General features: G+C 40.2%; 11 protein-coding genes. 9 read left to right on the plus strand and 2 right to left on the minus strand.

The features are described from left to right. The first annotated feature begins 40 nt into the window (after positions 1–40). From ABD769_RS01330 to ABD769_RS01345, 4 genes are all read left to right on the plus strand, one after another. A complete protein-coding gene (locus ABD769_RS01330) occupies positions 41–2,491 on the plus strand; it encodes a TonB-dependent receptor (RefSeq protein ID WP_344848694.1) in 2,451 nt (816 codons plus the stop codon). A gap of 443 nt (positions 2,492–2,934) precedes the next feature. Continuing rightward, on the plus strand, positions 2,935–6,069 hold the full coding sequence (locus ABD769_RS01335) for a SusC/RagA family TonB-linked outer membrane protein (protein ID WP_344848696.1): 3,135 nt from the start codon (positions 2,935–2,937) through the stop codon (positions 6,067–6,069). 11 nt (positions 6,070–6,080) lie between these two features. Next, on the plus strand, positions 6,081–7,511 hold the full coding sequence (locus tag ABD769_RS01340) for a SusD/RagB family nutrient-binding outer membrane lipoprotein (protein WP_344848699.1): 1,431 nt from the start codon (positions 6,081–6,083) through the stop codon (positions 7,509–7,511). Positions 7,512–7,622: 111 nt separating this feature from the next. Beyond that, a complete protein-coding gene (locus tag ABD769_RS01345; protein ID WP_344848701.1) occupies positions 7,623–9,704 on the plus strand; it encodes a S9 family peptidase in 2,082 nt (693 codons plus the stop codon). Positions 9,705–10,207: 503 nt separating this feature from the next. On the opposite strand, the gene ABD769_RS01350 is transcribed toward ABD769_RS01345, so the two are convergent. Beyond that, the gene (locus ABD769_RS01350; RefSeq protein ID WP_344848704.1) at positions 10,208–11,842 is read right to left on the minus strand and encodes an ABC transporter substrate-binding protein; all 1,635 of its coding nucleotides are present in this window, start codon (positions 11,840–11,842) and stop codon (positions 10,208–10,210) included. A gap of 46 nt (positions 11,843–11,888) precedes the next feature. On the opposite strand from ABD769_RS01350, the gene ABD769_RS01355 reads away from it, so the two are divergent. Next, positions 11,889–12,341, plus strand: coding sequence for a hypothetical protein (locus ABD769_RS01355; RefSeq protein ID WP_344848706.1), 453 nt, complete (start codon positions 11,889–11,891; stop codon positions 12,339–12,341). Positions 12,342–12,608: 267 nt separating this feature from the next. Here ABD769_RS01355 and ABD769_RS01360 read toward each other — a convergent pair whose 3' ends face one another. Further along, positions 12,609–13,946 (minus strand): sigma-54-dependent transcriptional regulator, encoded by a 1,338-nt coding sequence (locus tag ABD769_RS01360; protein WP_344848708.1) that lies wholly within the window; start codon positions 13,944–13,946, stop codon positions 12,609–12,611. Positions 13,947–14,390: 444 nt separating this feature from the next. On the opposite strand from ABD769_RS01360, the gene ABD769_RS01365 reads away from it, so the two are divergent. The 4 genes from ABD769_RS01365 (at position 14,391) to ABD769_RS01380 (ending at position 19,369) form a co-directional block, all read left to right on the plus strand. Further along, positions 14,391–16,859: a PIG-L family deacetylase gene (locus tag ABD769_RS01365; protein WP_344848709.1), complete on the plus strand. Its 2,469-nt coding sequence runs from the start codon at positions 14,391–14,393 to the stop codon at positions 16,857–16,859. A gap of 43 nt (positions 16,860–16,902) precedes the next feature. Then, positions 16,903–17,124, plus strand: a complete 222-nt coding sequence (locus ABD769_RS01370; RefSeq protein ID WP_344848711.1) for a hypothetical protein — start codon at positions 16,903–16,905, stop codon at positions 17,122–17,124. Then, on the plus strand, positions 17,105–17,533 hold the full coding sequence (locus ABD769_RS01375) for a putative toxin-antitoxin system toxin component, PIN family (RefSeq protein ID WP_344848713.1): 429 nt from the start codon (positions 17,105–17,107) through the stop codon (positions 17,531–17,533). Before ABD769_RS01370 ends, ABD769_RS01375 begins: the two co-directional genes overlap by 20 nt. A gap of 141 nt (positions 17,534–17,674) precedes the next feature. Then, entirely contained in the window at positions 17,675–19,369 is a 1,695-nt protein-coding gene (locus tag ABD769_RS01380) for a sodium:solute symporter family protein (protein WP_344848715.1), read from the plus strand. Positions 19,370–19,428 lie beyond the last annotated feature (59 nt).

The following is a 19,428-nucleotide window of genomic DNA, read 5'->3' on the forward strand; positions in this document are numbered from 1 at the left end:
GCAATTTGCGCAGACTAATTACAAAAGACTAACTCTTAACATGAAAAAACTTTTACTTTTAACCTTCACCCTCGGGATATTTTTTACTGCACAGGCCCAATTTCCGGGCGGCTTTGGTGGTGGGGCCAAAAAAATTACTGTTACCGGACGTATCACTGCAACTATACTTGATTCAGTAACAAAAAAACCGATTGATTACGCTACGGTTTCATTAATTACGGTGAAAGATAATAAATCTGTAAATGGTGGAGTAACCGACGAAAAAGGAAAATTATCACTGCTAAATATTGCTCCCGATTCTTATAAACTGATGATCGGCTTTATGGGTTACAAAACAAAAACGGTTTTGGTTACTACAACACCGTCTAAACCGGATAACAACATCGGAACCATTTATATTTCGGGTTCGGAGAATACCCTGGCTGATGTTCAGGTGCAGGGCACTAAAGCGGTTATCGAGAATAAAATTGATAGAATGGTTTATAATGCAGAGGCTGATGGAACAAACGCCGGTGGCGATGCGACTGATGTAATGCGTAAAGTACCCATGCTTTCGGTAGATGTTGATGGAAACGTTCAGCTGCGTGGTGGTGCGGTTCGTGTGTTAATTAACGGTAAACCTTCTGGTACAATGGCAAGCAGCGTTTCTGACGCCTTAAAAATGATCCCTGCAGAGCAGATTAAAAGTGTAGAGGTAATTACCAGTCCGTCAGCTAAATATGATGCTGAAGGTTCGGGAGGTATCATCAATATTATTACTAAAAAATCGAATGCACAAGGGGTAAGTGGTACGGTAAATGCTTCAGCAGGTACACGCCAAAACAATGGGGCTTTTAACATCACGGCAAAAACAGGTCGCTTAAGTGTAAATGCCAACCTGGGTACAAACCTGGCTTATGCACAAAATTCGAGGGTAGTTATTGTAAACAACACTACGGTGATAGATCCCGTTGATAATACGGTTACGGCTAATAATGTATCGCAAGATGGTTATTCGAAATGGAGCCGTAAAGGTTACAACGGCAGTTTTGGCGCAGATTACGATTTTAATGCCTATAACAACATCAGTACAACAGTAAAGATGAACAGTTTCTCGAACGGAGGTCCGGGGGCAGCCAATTATATTATTAATGGCGCACCTGCCAACAATATCAGTGATATGGATATGACTTTCGATAACCTGGACTGGAACGTTGATTATAAAAAGACATCTAAGAAAGAAGGTGAAGAATTTAGTATTTCAGGTCAGCTTTCTACAGGTAAAACCCCATTGCACTTTAGCAATATTTTATTTTCAGACTTATACCCTAACGGAGCGGCAACATCAAGTTCGAATACCGGTAAAAACAAAGAATATACTGCTCAAACCGATTACACCTATCCATTTACCAAAAGCACTATTTTAGAGGTTGGTGTGAAAGGAATTTTCCGCGATATTTCGAGTACTTATGATAATGGTGGAGCACAGGATTTTGATTATAGCCAGAACGTGGCATCGGCATACGGGGTAATTAGTTTCGACCTGACTAAAAAAATTAAGTTTAAAGGAGGTTTAAGGGGTGAATACACAAAAATCGATTTCAATACCAGGGATAATGGAATAGAAACAAACGATTACCTGAATCTCTTTCCAAGTGCAATTATCTCAAGAACCTTAAAAGGAAATGCTACATTGAAATTGAGCTATAACAGAAGGGTTCAACGTCCAAGCCAATCTTATTTAAATCCATTCAGAAATACGAGTGATCAGTTTAATATCATGCAGGGTAACCCGCAATTGAACCCTGAATTAAGTGATAATTTTGAATTGGGTTATTCTACCTTTATCAAAGGATCGGTAATCAATGCCTCAGTTTTCTATCGTCGCACTGGCGGGGTTATTGAGAGCTCAATTTCTTCTACCAGAGATGGAAGTACCAACAAAACACTTACCTCATATTTAAACGTAGGTACGGCACAAACTTATGGCTTAAACGTTTTCGGGTCTTATAATCCAAAACCAAAATGGACTTTAATGAGTAACATCGGTTTAAATACTTATGAGGTATCAAATACCGCAACCAATGTAAGCACCGGTACTTTCCTTAACTATAACATTTTTGCCCGTTCTGCTTATGGGTTTGGTAAAGGATATAACTTTGAATTATTCGGTGTGGTAAATTCTCCAAGAAGAACATATCAGGGTAAAACAGATGCGATGATTTTTTATGGTGCTTCATTCAAAAAGGATATTCTGAATAAAAAAGGATCTATCGGGATAAATACCTTGAACCCTTTTACAAAAGATCTTCATATCCAAACCGTAAACAACTCTATTACTTCTACGGGAACAGTTTTTCAGAGTCAAAACATTTACTATCCGTTACGTTCTTTTGGTGTTAACTTTAGCTACTCTTTTGGTAAACTTAAATTTACAGAGAAGAAAAAAATCAAAAACGACGATATCAAACAAGATCAGCAACAAGGTGGCATGGGCGGCGTTCAGCAATAAAAACCCAATCTATATATATCTTTTAAAAGTCTTTCCGCTAACCCGGAAAGACTTTTTTGTTTAACTCCTGAGTAAATGATGCCTTAAATGACCTAACAGGCCTCAGGTTTTACCTCAAAAGTTTTATCATCCAAACCACCTAAGTACACCTTAGTTTATTTTTAATTTTCTTCAGGTTAATAAAACAATTGCTAAAATTGTTCCTTTAATACCATATTATTAATTTTTAAGGTCGTATTCCGGCTTTTTTTAAGGTATTCATAATATTTGTGGTTTTATGCGGTTTTGTGGAGCGGTTATTTGCTTGTTTTTGCAGGATATGCAATTTGTAATGTAAAAAATACTTTAAATTCATTGCGCTTATCGCGTTTTATGCGTTTTTGTGTGCTTAAAAACTTATATTGCAATTAACTAACAAATCATTTACCCTAAATAATCCAGATATGAGAAAAATCTTTACCTCACTCGTTTTTCTGTGCATTTTACTTACCGGCCTTACCACTTTGGCCCAGGTAAAAACCATAACAGGAAAAATAACTTCTTCTGATGATGGTGGTCCGTTGCCCGGAGTAAGTATAAAAATTAAGGGAACTACAACGGGTACCTCTACAGATGGAAATGGTAATTTTACAATACAGGCACCATCGCCTGCCGCAGTGCTTGTAATCAGCCTTATCGGATATAAAGCACAGGAAATTACCATTGGCAGTAAAACGACAGTTAATGCAGCCCTGGCTTCAGATGCGCAGGAATTACAGGAAGTAACCATTTCTACTGCTTTAGGTATTACCAGGCAGGTTAAATCATTAGGTTATGCCGCGCAAAGTGTTAGCAGCAGCGATTTAAACTATAACCACCAGCCCAACCTCCTTAATGCCTTGCAGGGAAAAGTTGCAGGTGCTACCATTTCAAGTACTGGTGGTGGTCCGGGGCAGGGGGCAAGCATCCGCATCAGGGGCGTTAACTCCATCGATCCGAACATTTCAGGTGATCCTTTATACGTAATTGATGGAGTACAGATTGATAATTCAACCTCTACCGCCGGTGCCAATCCTGATGGAACAGCATTTGGCTCGAGAGGGGTAACCAACAGGGCTTCAGATATCAATCCCGAAGATATTGAAACCATCAATATTTTAAAAGGAGGTGCCGCTACCGCACTTTATGGATTAAGAGGAGCTAATGGCGTTGTGGTCATCACCACCAAAAGAGGCAAGCAAAACGGTGTTAGTGTTAACTTTAACAGCAGCTACGGCTTCGATCAGGTTTTGAAATCGCCAGATGTGCAAACAGAATATACCCAGGGTGTTTTAGGTGTTTATACTAATCCGCCAGGTGGTATAGGTCCGGCTTGGGGTCCAACCATTGCCGAAGCAAAATTAATCGATCCAACACACCCTGATCAGTTATTCAATAATTACGACCGCGCTTTCGGTACCGGCCAGCAGGTTAAAAATTCATTGTCGGTAACAGGAGGAAGTGATGCCATTAAATTTTTCTCTTCCATTTCGCAGCTTTACCAAAAAGGGATGATGCCCAATACCGATAACAAAAATTTTTCCGGAAGGTTAAATACTGATTTCACCATTAGTCCGAAGTTTAAAGCATCGGTTAATATGAATTTCACCAATTCGGGTGGTTATACGTATAGTGCTGATCGTTTTGGAGAAGGTTTGGCCTATTGGTCGCCACGTTATGATGTGGCCGATTATCAGAATCCAGATGGATCTCAAAAATATTTAGGAACAAACAACCCGATATGGGGTACGGCCAACAACAAGTTTAAAGGCGATGTTAACCGGTTTATTGGTGGGGCCAGCCTGAGTTACGATGCTGCTAAATGGCTTAATTTTTCCTATCGTTTAGGGGTAGATACCTATGGTGATAACCGTGTGCGTACCGCCCGCGGACCAATGTATGCTACTGAAGCCATGTACGATAATGCGCAGGGTTTTTATGGCGAATACAATACCAAATTCAGAACCATTAACAGCACTTTCGTAGCCACGTTTAATACAAAACTAACTGACGATATTACCGGAACGTTAAGGCTCGGACAAGAACTCTACGACCGCAAATCGAAAGAAGTAGGTACTTTGGGTAGTATTCTCGGCGTGTACAATTTCTTTAATTTAGCCAATGCCGGTGTATTAACCCCAACGCAAACGCTTAAACAAAAAAGACTGGTGGGTTATTTCGGAGAAGCGACTTTTGATTACAAAAATTACCTTTTCTTAACCATTACCGGAAGAAACGATATTACCTCAACACTGCCAAAAGCAAGCAGGTCATTTTTCTACCCTTCAGCAAGTTTAAGTTATGTATTCTCCGATCAGTTTAAGTTGCCTGCTGCCATTAGTCAGGCCAAGTTGCGTTTGTCTTACGCCAGGATCGGTAAAGATGCATCCGAATATTCTACTTTTACAGGTTATACACCTTATACCGCTTTGCCGACCGGAACAGGAGGTTTAACCATTGCTCCGAATCTTGGTAACCCCGATCTCCGTCCCGAATTTACCAATACCTACGAGGCTGGTTTGGAGATGTCGTTCTTTAAAAACCGCTTAGGTTTCGATTTTACTTACTATTACTCATTAAGCAAAGATCAGATTATCCAGACACAGGTTTCTTCTGCAGTGGGTTACGTCACCAAATCAATCAATGCCGGCGATATCAGGAACAGGGGAGTGGAGCTGGTATTAAATGGCAAACCCATTGTATCAAAAGATTTCAGATGGGATGTAAACGTTAATTTTTCGGCCAACAGAAACATGGTGCTGAGCATGCCAAACGGGATATCGGAAATTGTATATGGCGCTGCAAGAGGTTATGGCAACGCCGGGGTAACCATGAAATTAATTAAAGGACAGCCTTATGGCAATATTTACGGCAGTTATTTTAACCGTTATTATGGAAGCACGCCTGAAGACCCGGTTGTGCTTGATAAAAACCTTCCATTGTTAATCGGCGCAAACGGTTTCCCGAGTATTTCGGGCGGAAAGCAGAAACTTTTGGGTAATTCTCAGCCAAAATATATTATCGGCATGGGTAACACCTTTAAATACAAGGATTTCAGTTTAAACGTATTGTTTGATGCCCGTTTAGGATTTGAAAAATACAACTGGCTGGAAGATTTTTATTCGGCCTTCGGATTACCGGATTATACTGCAGACAGAAGAACAGTGAAGGTATTTGATGGCGTCCTGGCCAATGGTCAGCCAAATACAAAACCGGTTTATATGGGGCAGCGGATAGGACCAGATGGTGTTGATTATGGTGAAGGATATTACCGCATTTACTACCGTAATGTTTCTGAACCTTTTGTAAGCGATGCTTCATGGGTACGTTTGCGTTCGGCCAGTTTAACCTATAACTTACCCGCAAACTGGTTGCCTGCCAAAGCAATCAAAAATGCTTCGCTATCGGTTACCGGAAATAATTTATGGTTGTGGACGAAATACTATGGTGTAGATCCTGAATCTAGTTCTTACGATTCGGGCAGTAATAACGATGGTTCTGCTGGTTTTACCTATCCATCTGCCCGTACAATCATGTTCACGCTTAATGTTGGTTTTTAAATAGAAATACGATGCAAAAAATTATAAAATATACATTGTGCTCAGCTTTAATTGCAACACTAGGCTTGCAAAGCTGCAAAGACAGTTATTTTGATTCACTGTCTGATAATCCGAACCAGGTACCAGTAGCTACATTAAGCACTTTACTGGCTACCTCAACCTATAAAGCAGCAAATAATAATTACTTCATCGGCAGCATTATTGCCCCTTACGTGCAGTACACGGCCAATCCGGCAGCCAATGGAGCTGGTGATACTTATCAGGCCATCGATTTTACGGCCACCTGGGATGCACTTTATTTTGCGATGGCCGATGCCAATGAAATGAAAAAACTGGCGGTAGCACAAAGCTCAAGCGAATATAAAGGCGTAGCCGATGTGCTTATTGCCTATAACCTTACGCTGGTGAACGACCTGTGGGGAGATGTTCCATTTTCGGAAGCTTTTAACATCAATAACCTGACGCCGAAGTACGATAAACAACAGGATGTTTACAATCAGGCCATAGCACTTTTAGATGAGGCCATTGCAGAACTCGCTAAAACAGATGCAACCGTTAAACTGGCGCCAACCAGCGATTTAATTTATGGCAAAAGTACAACTGAAAGGGCAAACTGGTTAAAAATGGCCTATGCTTTAAAAGCCAGGTTATTAAATAAGATTAGTAAAACAAGTGCTTATAATCCAACAGCTGTATTGGCAGCACTCAGTAATGCTTTCACCACAAATGCAGATGATGCCAGTATGGCAACTTTTAAAGAGCGTAATCCATGGGCCAACGTTGCGCTATCAAATTCGCAGCAATCGTTGGGAGGCTGGCTTTCTGAACAACTGATCGACGCTTTAAATGGCACAACATTTAACGTTTTTGATCCCCGGATAGAAAAGATCACCGATAAAACCGTGAATAACGTTTACATCGGAACCGTTAATGGTGCAGGGAACAGATTGCCAGGAGCAAATACCACAAAGGATGAATGTTATATTTCGAGAAACTCCCCCTGGACCAGCGATACTTCACCGATATTCATCGTTACCTTTGCTGAACTAAAATTTATAGAAGCCGAAGCTTACTTTAATACCGACAAAACCAGGGCTTATGCCGCATACCTTGCCGGTATAAGTGCCAATATGGATAAGTTTCAGGTTACTCCAGCAAATCGTGATGCTTACCTGGCAAATCCGGTAGTTAATGTTGGAGCTGCTGCTTTAACCAATGACCTCATTTTTAAAGAAAAGTATATTGCAACCTACTTAAATCCCGAAGCCTGGAATGATGCCCGCCGTTTCGATTATAAGTATAAAGATTTTGGTATGCCTGCTAATGCTGCGCTTCCTACATTCATCCGCCGTTTAGATTATACCCAGGGTGAAAGAAGTAAAAACGGCAATAACGTTCCTGTTGATGTGCCAAGAACAACCCGTTTGTGGTGGGATCAGTAAGATAAAGCGAATGGCGTTTGGCGGAGAGCGTTTAATATACTTTTCGCCAAATGTTATTTGCCAACATTATTCGCTCACCCCCCATACGCTTAGCGCCAAACAATATGATAAATGAAAAAAGTACTATTTTTCCTGCTGGTTCTGCTCACTGCCTCCAATATATTCGCGCAGTCTTTCGGTTTAAAATCTGTTTTATCTTATCCCTTTCCTACACAATTAGTGGCTTCGCCCATTGGTTCTAAAATTGCCTGGGCAGCGAACGAACAAGGAAAAAGAAATATTTATATCGCTCAGGCGCCAGATTATAAGGCCGTAAAAATTACGGATTATACTGAAGATGACGGTCAGGAATTATCCAGCTTATCTCTTTCTGCTGATGGAAAATGGATTGTATTTGTGCGTGGCGGAGATCATGGCGGGCGAGATGGTGGTCCGGTTAATGCAAACTCATCGCCCATCGCGCCTAAAGTGCAGGTTTTTAGCGTTCCTTTTGAAGGTGGTAAAGTAATTTTATTGGGTGAAGGTGATAATCCGGTAATTTCGCCCAATAGCGATCAGGTTATTTTTGCTAAAAGTGGTCAGATAATGATTAACCCGGTTGACGGAACATCAGCAGCTAAAAATCTATTTTATGCCAAAGGGATAAACGGAGCTTACAAATGGTCGCCGGATGGAAAGAAGATTGCTTTTATTTCTAACCGTACAGATCATTCTTTTTTAGGGATTTACAGCGACCAGCAAACCCCGGTTAAATGGTTGTTGCCTTCGTTTTCTAAAGATAATACTCCGGTATGGTCGCCCGATGGAAATGAAATTGCATTTATCAGAACGTCCGGCGTTGGCGGTGAAACAGATTCGGTTTTAACCAGAAAACATCAGCCCTGGGCCATATGGACGGTTAATGTAAACACAGGGAACGGAAAACAAATCTGGAAAGCGCCCGAAACTTTCCGGGGTTCGTTTCCTTCTATCGATGGTGGCGCAAATTTGTTGTGGGTCAATGGAAAAATCATTTTTACTTCTTATGAGGATGGCTGGCCACATCTTTATGCCATCAATCCGGACGGATCAAAGAGGTTGTTGCTTACACCTGGCAATTTTGCAGTGGAGAATATTAAGTTAAGCACTGATAAAAAGACACTGGTTTTTGCGGCTAACGTAGGAAATGATAAGGATGACCTGGATAGGCGCCATATTTATAAGGTGTCGGCAGATAAAGCAAATATGGAGGCCTTAACTTCGGGAGATGGCATAGAAGCTTACCCCGTTATTGCAGGCGATAATCAAACTTTTTTCTGTTTAAGTTCTACTGCCGAAAGGCCACTTTTGCCAGCTTTAATTAATAACAAAAAACTAAAACTGATCGGCGAATCGCTTATCCCTGAAGATTTTCCGTTAAAGGATATGGTTGTCCCTAAACATGTAAGCTTTAAAGCTGCTGATGGAAATACCGTTTATGGTCAGTTGTTTTCACCAAAAAAAGCACTTAGAAACCACCCGGCAATTGTTTATGTGCACGGCGGACCACAAAGGCAGATGTTTTTAGGCTGGAACCCGATGGATTATTATTCGATAGATTATGCTTTAAACCAATATTTGGTTAATCTGGGGTTCACTGTGCTGTCTGTAAATTACCGTTTAGGGATCGGCTATGGTTACGAATTTCATAAGCCTGTGCGTGCAGGAGCACAGGGCGCATCAGAATATCAGGATATTAAAGCTGCCGGCGAGTGGCTGGCTGCACAGCCCAACATCAACAAAGATAAAATCGGGATTTACGGCGGTTCTTATGGCGGATATTTAACTGCATTGGCTCTGGGTAAAGATTCTAAACTGTTTGCTGCCGGGGTAGATATTCATGGGGTTAACAATCGGTTTACAACTTTAGATCAGGAAGGACGAAAACCCGCACCAGATGCAGCTCTTGCTGCAAAAGTTGCCGAAGAATCATCACCGGTTAGTTATTTAAACACCTGGACTTCGCCCACCTTGATTATCCATGCTGACGACGACCGCAATGTAGCTTTTAACCAGAGCGTCGATCTCGTTAAACGTTTTGAAGATAAGAAATTTGATTTCGAATTTCTGGCCATCCCGGATGATACCCACCACTGGATGAAATTTTCTAACGGTTTAAAAGTAAGCGAAGCAACCGCCGATTTTCTTAAAAGAAAGTTGATGGATAATAAGTAAATATAAACCGTCATCTCCGACTAAAACGGAGAGATCTGCCAAGATTAATTTCCTGGCTACGCTGCACTTCGTTACCAATCATGCTATTTATTAATCCATTAATAATAAGTAACTAATTGGTCGCTGGCATTTCCACCCAGCTAGGCCATTGCATTGTATCCCCGTTTTACTTAAAACCGGCCTAACAAATTTTTCGGGTTCCACCGACCAAGCCAACTTACCGGCTTCAAAAGATAAATTTCAGCCGGCGTTTTATTAATAAGCTGTTTATCTTTTTTATTTGCATTAATGAGCTCGGCAAGCCTCGGTTTTGGTTCTTTATGACGCTAAAAAGAAGGAGCCCTTCGGCGGCGGCGAGCCGAGAAAAGATCGTGAAGGTGGGGAAAAAGACAATTCCCAATGTTCGGTAAAAAGATCTACCTAAATAGATTTTCCGGCTTCGTTGCATTCTGCCCGAAATGACGATAACCGCAAGGAGTGACCCCTCGAAGACGATTACCGACTTAACCTTTTCTAATCCTTTTTAAAACCATTAAACTCAACGGATTAAAAGAATAACCCGAAATATTGTTTTGCAGCATCACAACCGATTGATCATAAAATAACGGTACAACCGGCGAGTAATCCATCACCATCTGATCCATTTTACGGTAGAGCTCGAAGCGTTTTTCGTTATTTGTTTCGTAATAACTTTGCTCAAAAAGCTGATCAAACGCCTTGTTGTAAAAAGCCGTATAATTTGGCCCGTAAGGCACTTTGTTTTTGGAATAAAACATTGAAAGGAAATTTTCTCCATCACCATAATCGGCCAGCCATGAGCCACGGAAAAAGTTTACATTGTTTTTCGACATTAAATCCCTTAAGCTGGCACTCGGACTTACATCTATTTTAACTTTAATGCCAATAGCCGTTAATTCGCCTTGAATAAATTCAATCAGATCTTTATAAGTGGTTGTCGTATTTAAGGTTACTTCGGGCATACCTTTACCTTCAGGAAAACCTGCTTCTGCCAGCAATTGCGCGGCAAGTTTAGGGTTATAGGCATATCCATGTACAGCCAGACTATCAAAACCAGGCATTCCCTTAGGGATAAAACCAGAGGTTGCGGCAACACCAATGCCGTTTCTTAAATATTTGATCAACCTGTCGCGGTCAATTGCATAATTAATAGCCTGTCTGATTTTTCGCTGTCTTAACGGCGATTTTTTAACAATAGAAAGGTTCGTATCCACCAATATTCCAACATATTCCGTACATAAATAAGGACTTTTCGTCAGCGTAAACTTTCCCTTATATTTCGAAGTCATCTTGCCGCTTTTAGTAAGAATATCATCGCGGTAGCTCCCGTCTACATTGTAATAAAAATCCAGATCTTTTTTCAGAAAGCTCATAAAACCACTTTGTTTATCTGTAATAAATGTGGCTTTTACCGCGTCGAGATAAGGAAGTGACTTTCCTTTCGCATCCTTTTCAAAATAATGCGGGTTTTTCAAAAGCACCAATATTTCACCTTCTTTCCAATACTTAAAAGTGAATGGGCCGGTACCTATCGGATGACTTCTGAAATCCTTACCATAATGCTCAACCACTTCTTTGGGTACAACCGAACAATATTGCGTAGTAAGCAAACTCATAAACGGCGGAAAAGGACGAACCAGTTTAATCTGGAAAGTAGAATCGTTTAAAGCAATAAAATTATTTTTATCCTTCACCTTATCATTAAAAATCCATCCGCCCGATGAAGCCACTTTCGGATCAATCAACCGGTAAAAACTATACACAAAATCGCTGGCGATTACTTTTCGGCCCTTTCCGCTTTTAAAAATCGGATCGTCATGGAAATAGACATCATTACGCAGGTTAAAAGTATAGGTTAGCGCATCATCCGAAACCTGCCAGCTTTTGGCAATGCAGGGAATGGTTTGAAGGGATGAATCGATCTGTACCAGTCCGTTAAAAATCTGGTTGGTCATCCAGATGGCGTTCTGGTTGCGTGCAAAGGCCGGATCGATAGAGGTTAAACCCTGATCGAGGTTGATGTTGAATACTTTTTTGTCTTTATGATCATTATTTTCCTTGCACGAAAAGACTAAAATGACACAAAAAATCCAAAATATATACTTAAATGAGCCTCGCATGCGATCAGGAATGTTATTTTTGCACAAATTAATAAATTTAATGCAGATGTCTTTTTTAAACGATTTATTTATTGGCCTCGATGCTGCTAAACAGGAAGAATTACAGGAACGTTTAGATTTAGTGGAGCACAAAATTAAATTTATGGATAAAATGCCCGTGGCTTGCCTCGATACGGGTAATAATCCGGGTTACCTTTTATCAGAAGAAATTGCATTGGCTGGCGGCATGCTGGAAACCGATATTTTAAGCGCTGTTTTCATCATTTATTATCAGCCCGGCAAAACCCTTACCGATTTGATGCGAGAAGTACCTTCTGTATTGGATACCGATTGGCCCCCCGTAAAAAACAACCGCATTATTTTATTAAACGACGACGTAGAACGTGAAAGGACAGCCGAAAATGCAGTATCCTTAATAGAAGATATTGCCGAAATGTTACATCCGGGTTCATTTATTTTCGGCCACGAAGGCGATAAATGGATCAGGTTTGAGGTTTAAGGGGGATGTAAGATGGAAAAGGTAATAGGTAGGATGGATGATGGAGGATGGAAAAGGTAAGATGGAAAATGGATGATGGGGCTGCAACCTTCCAACATTTCAACCTTCCAACATTTGAACTTTTTAATATTTAGTGCCTGCGCTCGTTTCCAAACGAGTGCATAAATAGCCATACGATTTTATCGTTAAAAAATGACATTCGTTTTAATTCGCCAGGTGGGTTTCCAACTTTCCAACTTTAAAACATTTGAACATCGCTTCTCAACTTCAAACCTCTCTAATCTGGTATTCCTCTATCTTCCGGTAAAGCGTGGTTAAGCCAATACCCAGCAACCTCGAAGTTTCAGTTTTATTCCCTTTAGTGTGGATTAATACCTTTTGAATGTGTTGTTTTTCAATTTGTTGCAGGTTATAATCGTTTTCTATCGGTGCAAATTCGAAAAATTCAGGAGGAAGGGCAGTTGCGCTTAATGTATCACCATCTGATAAAATAACCAATCGCTCGATCACGTTTTTGAGCTCGCGGATATTTCCTTTCCAGCTGTGATCGCTCAGAATGGACAAAATCTTATCATCCATTTTTGGTGTTGAGCGGTTTACTTTATCAGCAAATTCTTTTAAATAATGTTTCGCTAAGGCAGGGATATCGGCTTTACGCTCGCGGAGCGGTGGCAGCACAATAGTAAAAACCGAAAGCCGGTAATAAAGGTCCGACCTGAATTTCCCTGATGCGGCATCTGCTTTTAAATCTTTATTGGTGGCGGCTAAAATCCGAACGTTTACCTGTTGGGTTAAGGTATCGCCCACTTTTATAAAAGTCTGGCTTTCCAGTACGCGTAATAATTTTGCCTGCAAATCGAGGTTCATTTCGCCGATTTCATCAAGCAGTAAGGTACCGCCATTGGCTTCTTCCAGTAAGCCTTTTTTATCTTTATTGGCACCGGTAAATGCACCAGCTTTGTAACCGAATAATTCACTCTCTAACAAATCAGGACTAAAACCACTGCAGTTTAAGGCTACAAACGGCTTTGCAGCTCTTGGGCTTTCATAATGAATGGATTGAGCAAAAACCTCTTTCCCCGTTCCGGTTTCGCCTAATAAAAGCACGGTAGTATCGGTTGCACTTACCTTTTTAGCCAGGTCAATGGCTTCTTTTAAGGTTTTTGATTGACCAATAATGGTTTCGAAACTGTGCTTTTTGGCGATTTTGTTTTCCAGATCAGAAACCCTGCGCTGCAGGTTCGATTTATCCATTGCCTTATACAAAAGCGGAATAATCTTATCGTTATCATCACCTTTAACGAGGTAATCAAAACCACCGTTTTTAATGGCTAAAACACCATCGGCAATGGTTCCGTAAGCAGTAAGGTTAATAATTTCTACATAGGGTTTTATGGCTTTAATCTCTTTAACCAGTGCAACCCCATTTACATCAGGCAACTTTACATCACTGATCACAATGCTTACATCATTGTTTTTAAGTAATTTAAGTCCTTCTTTTCCGGTTTCTGCCTGCAAGGTTTTAAAACCTTCAAGTTCTATAATTCTGGAAAGTAAACTGCTGATTTTCTTTTCATCATCGATGATGAGTACCATGCCATTCATAGGTAAAAAATATGCTGCAATATTAAGTATAAAAATGACGAAAGTTAACTGTATATTGGGTTAACTGATTAATTGTTTAAATCGGTTAATTGCGAAACGCTGCATACCAAACTCAAAGCTGCTTAGTTGCGCCTATTGCTCAATCGATATTCACGTTTGATTATTGCAATTTTGATTATTGGTTATTTGAGTTGAATAACTGTCTTTATAGCTAAGTTGAACTATTGTCTTAGGACTATAGACTCTATTTCCCCGGTCTGTGTCCTCACAGAACGGAAGAAAAAGGGCGGGGTGGTCTGTGGAGACACAGACCACGGGACGATGGACGATGGACGATGGACTTAGGACTATAGACTCAAGACTAAGGACTAAATTGTACCTTTTTCGTTTCCGTGGCGTTAATTAAAAGCTTTTTAAGCATATTTGATGTGCAAAACAAATACTATGTTTAAAAGATTAACGGCAATATTCATATTATGCTTTCCTGCAATATTTTGCACTGCCCAACAGGTACGTCCGGCAAAATCTGCGGAGATTTACAGAGAACTCAAAACCTTAAAACACCTGCCAAAGGTTTTATATTTAGCTGCCCACCCCGATGATGAAAATACAGGTTTATTATCATGGCTTATCAACGATCAAAATGTAGAAACGGCTTATTTATCGCTTACCAGGGGTGATGGCGGACAAAACCTTTTGGGTACCGAACAAGGTGCGGCATTGGGATTGATCAGAACGCACGAACTTCTAGAAGCCCGCAGGTTAGATGGCGCACAACAGTTTTTTACCCGGGCCATCGATTTCGGTTTCTCAAAAAATACCAACGATACCTTTAAGCAATGGGATGCCGATAGCATTACGGCGGATGTAGTTTGGGTGATCAGAAAATTCAGACCAGATGTGATTATCTGCCGTTTTCCACCAACTGCTGCAGCTGGCCATGGACAGCATGCTGCTTCTGCTGTGGTGGCAGAAAAAGCTTTTAAAGCTGCTGCCGATAAAAATATGTTTCCTAACCAACTTAAATATGTTTCGGTTTGGCAACCAAAAAGTTTATTGTGGAATACTTTTAGGTTTGGCTCAGTAAATACCACAGCCGAAAACCAATTAAAAGTTACCGTTGGTGAATACGATGCGCAATTGGGCATGGGTTATGGTGAACTGGCGGGTTTAAGCAGAAGTTTGCACAAAAGTCAGGGTGCCGGAACGCAATCGGTAGCAGGTGTACGGTCCGAATATTTTACACCTGTTTTAGGCGATCCGGCCAAAAGAACATTATTTGATGGCATTAACCTTAACTGGTCGGAAAAAGGCATTGGAGATATCGACGAACTGATTGATATTGTATTATTATCTTTCAATTACAACCAGCCCGATAAGGGTTTGCATGGACTGCTGATGTTAAGAAAGAAAATTGCCGAATTACAAGATCCTGCTTTAAGAAAAGATAAACTGGCCGCTATCGATCACATCATTTTAAGTTGTGCAGGTTTTATGGGCGAAGTGGTAACCAACCAGCCCGAAGCCATAGCAGGCAACGGATACAATTTCCGTTTAAATTTAATTTCGAGATCGGCTACTCCGGTAACTGTAGAAAGTGTAAACTGGTTAAATCAAACCGATAATTTAAACAGAAATCTATCAAGCGATTCACTGATTACCATAGAGCGTAAAATCCAGATTCCTGCAGATGCGGCACCCACTGAACCATATTGGCTCGCCAAACCCGCAAAAGACGCCGCAACTTTCAGCGTAGCCAACGATACTTTAATCGGATTACCAGAAATGCAGTCGCCGCTCAATGTGTTGTTATCATTAAAAATTGAAAGTGAAAAATTTGCCGTACGCTTACCTTTATCTTATAAAAAGTTAGATCCGGTTAAAGGCGATGTGGTGGAAGCCCTGCGCATTATCCCACCACTCGATTTAAGTTTTGCTGAACCTGTTTATTTCGCCAGGGAAAAAGAAGCACTAAGTGTTACGCTGCGCTTAAAGGCAAATAAAAATATCAATTATGGCAAAGTGAGCTTCAAGATCGGTAACCAGGTAATAAAAACTTTTCAGGGAATCAATCTACCCGAAAATACCATTACCATCAAAGATTTTCTGATCCCGGCTGAAGACCTGGCCAAAATAAAAACGAGTCAGAACAAGCTTGAAGCTGTTTTCTCGTCAGAGGCGAATGAATATTCGAGAGGGCAGGTGTTGATTCAGTATCCGCATTTACCAACCTTGCAATATTTTGTTCCGGCGGCTACCTGGTTAATTAAAGGTGATGTAAAAGTATTGGCCAAAAAAATCGGGTATATTGAAGGTGCCGGCGATTTAATTCCCGAATTTTTAAGGCAGGCAGGCTTGCAGGTTGATGTGCTAACCGAAGCCGATATTTTGAATACCTCAAAACTGGCCAGCTATGATGCCATAGTAACCGGTGTGAGGGTAATTAATACCGAAAAACGCATTAAAAACTGGCAAACCGCTTTGCGTGCTTATGTAGAAAACGGCGGAACCATGGTAATGCAATACAATACCACGCAGGATATGGCTTTACAGGATTTCGGCATTTATCCGTTCTCTATAGGAGGCAAAAGGGTAACTGAAGAAAATGCAGAGGTTAAATTTCTAAATCCAAACCATAAATTGTTAAATTATCCGAATAAAATTACAGCTGAAGATTTTAAAGGATGGGTACAGGAACGAGGCGCTTATTTTCCTGATCAATGGGATGCCAAATACGAACCGCTTTTTGAAATGCACGATACCGGCGAAGAACCACTTCAGGGATCAACGCTTTATGCAAAATATGGTAAGGGGAATTTTATTTACACACCTTTAGCCTTTTTCAGGCAGTTGCCTGCAGGTAATGTTGGTGCAGCCAGGTTGTTTTTTAACTTTTTGTCGGCCGGCAAGTGATACTATCACTCAAAAAATAACTAATTTTTATTAAATTTGATATATGGATACCATTAGAATTAACATATTAAATCCTAAAGCTACTAAACTGTTAAAAGACCTGGCAGCTTTAAATCTTATTTCTATTCAAGATGTTTCCAAAAATGGATTTGTAGAAGTATTAAAAAAATTGCGCGCCAAATCTAAAACCGTCCCTACATTCGAAGAGATAACTAACGAAGTAGAATTGGTTAGATCTAAGCGCTATGCAGAATCGGAAAAGTAGAATTATTCTTGATACGAATCTTTGGATTAGCTTTCTGATCACAAAGGACTTTTCAAAGCTTGATGAAATCATATTCTCTAAAAAGAGCACTTTAATTTTTAGTCAGGAATTAATAGAAGAATTTCTTGAGGTAGCTAAGCGTCCAAAATTTAGACGTTATTTTGTTCAAACAGATATAGAAGATTTACTGGAAACTATAGATGAATATGGCGAATTCATTATGGTCAAATCTAAGATTAATGTTTGCAGAGATGGGAAGGATAACTTTTTACTTTCACTTGCGGTTGATGGAAAAGCTGATTTTTTATTAACTGGTGACCAGGATTTATTAATTTTAAAAAAGATCGGCAAAACAAATATTTGTACAATTTCGTCATTTTTTGAAAAAAAGACTGTTAAAGCGAAATAATCATTTTGCAATCCTGGTCATAAAAGTATCATTCCTAAAAATGAAAAATCAATTTAAAAAATGGAATACCTGGTACATATTACTCGCGCTGGCGCTGTTGTTCCAGATCGCGTTTTATTACCTCTTTACTAAATTCTGGGCATGAGTAATATCGATTGGGCAGTATTGATATTTACTTTGTTCGCTGTAGTTGCTTATGGCGTTTTTATTGGGCGTGGGCAAAAAAGCAATGCTTCGTACTTAAAGGCCGATAATAAAATGCCCTGGTACATTGTGTTGCTGGGTATTATGGCTACACAGGCCAGTGCAATTACTTTCCTGTCAGCCCCGGGCCAGGCCTACACCGATGGCATGCGCTTCGTGCAATACTATTTTGGTTTGCCATTGGCCATGATTGTAATCTGTATTACGTTTATCCCGATTTTTCAGCGGTTGAATGTTTATACTGCTTATGAGTATCTGGAGAACCGTTTTGATAAAAAAACAAGGGTTTTAACCTCGCTACTCTTCCTTTTTTCCCGTGGATTATCAACGGGGATCAGTATTTATGCCCCTAGTATTATTCTTTCGAGTGTTTTAAACTGGAATATTTATTTAACCAACATCCTAACCGGTGGAATACTGTTGATTTACACATATGTTGGTGGCGCTAAAGCCATTGCGCATACACAGAAACTGCAGTTTTTAATTATTTTGGGTACGATGGCTTTTGCCGGATACCTCCTGGTGCAGAATATGCCCAATGGAATCGGTTTTAAAGATGCACTTTACCTGGCGGGAAAATCCGGAAAGCTAAATGTAATTACCACCGAATTCGATTGGAAAGATAAATACAACATCTGGAGTGGTTTAATTGGAGGTTTTTTTCTGGCACTTTCTTACTTTGGAACAGATCAGAGCCAGGTGGGGAGGTATATTACCGCAAAAGACAATACCAATGCAAAAATGGGACTGCTCCTAAACGGATTGGTCAAAATCCCGATGCAGTTTGCCATCCTGTTGATTGGAGCCTTATTATTCGCTTTTTTCTCTTTAAAACCTGCGCCCATATATTTCAACGAACGATCTTACCAATATTTAAAAGAAACCCAACCTCAGCAGGCTGCAGCTTTTGAAAAGGAACACAGTACCCTGGAGCAGAAATTTAATGTACAATCCAAACATATTTTGGAAGAAAAAGAAAAGCAATCTCCATCTTTAAATAACTTGATAGCAGATTTTAAGTTAACCCAAAAACAGGTTAAAGAATTGCATGTCAGGGTAGAGGAAGCCATCAACAAATCGAATTACAATGCCGAAAAAACAGATACCAACTATATCTTTTTATACTTTGTAAAAAATACGCTTCCGGTGGGGATGATCGGTTTACTTTTTGCGGTGATCTTTCTGGCCAGCTGGGGTTCAATTTCGGCAGCGCTGAATTCTTTGGCTGCATGTTCTTTAAAAGATGTACACCTTATTTTTGGTAAGAAAGAAGTAGACGACGAAACCGAATTGAAATATAGTCGACTGCATACCCTGGCCTGGGGTATTTTTTCTATCGCTGTAGCCATGTTTGCTACGCAAATGGGCTCGCTGATTGAAGCGGTGAATGTTCTGGGTTCTCTCTTTTATGGACCGATACTGGGGATTTTCCTGGTGGCATTTTATTTTAAAAAAATAAACGGACCATTGGTATTTATCGCGGCAATCCTCTCAGAAATAGCGGTTATCGCGGTTTACGAATTTGATATTGTTTCCTTTCTTTGGCTAAATGTGATCGGTGCTTTTGCCGTAATTTTATTTTCGCTTATAGGTCTGTTATTTTATCAGCCTAAAACCAGCGCTGGCAAATAGCTTAATTTTTACTTCCGGAAGATATTTGCCACTTAGTTGCATAAACAAAATTCGATACC

It is taken from the genome of Pedobacter jeongneungensis (genome assembly GCF_039538295.1).
In the GTDB taxonomy this organism is placed as follows: domain Bacteria; phylum Bacteroidota; class Bacteroidia; order Sphingobacteriales; family Sphingobacteriaceae; genus Pedobacter; species Pedobacter jeongneungensis.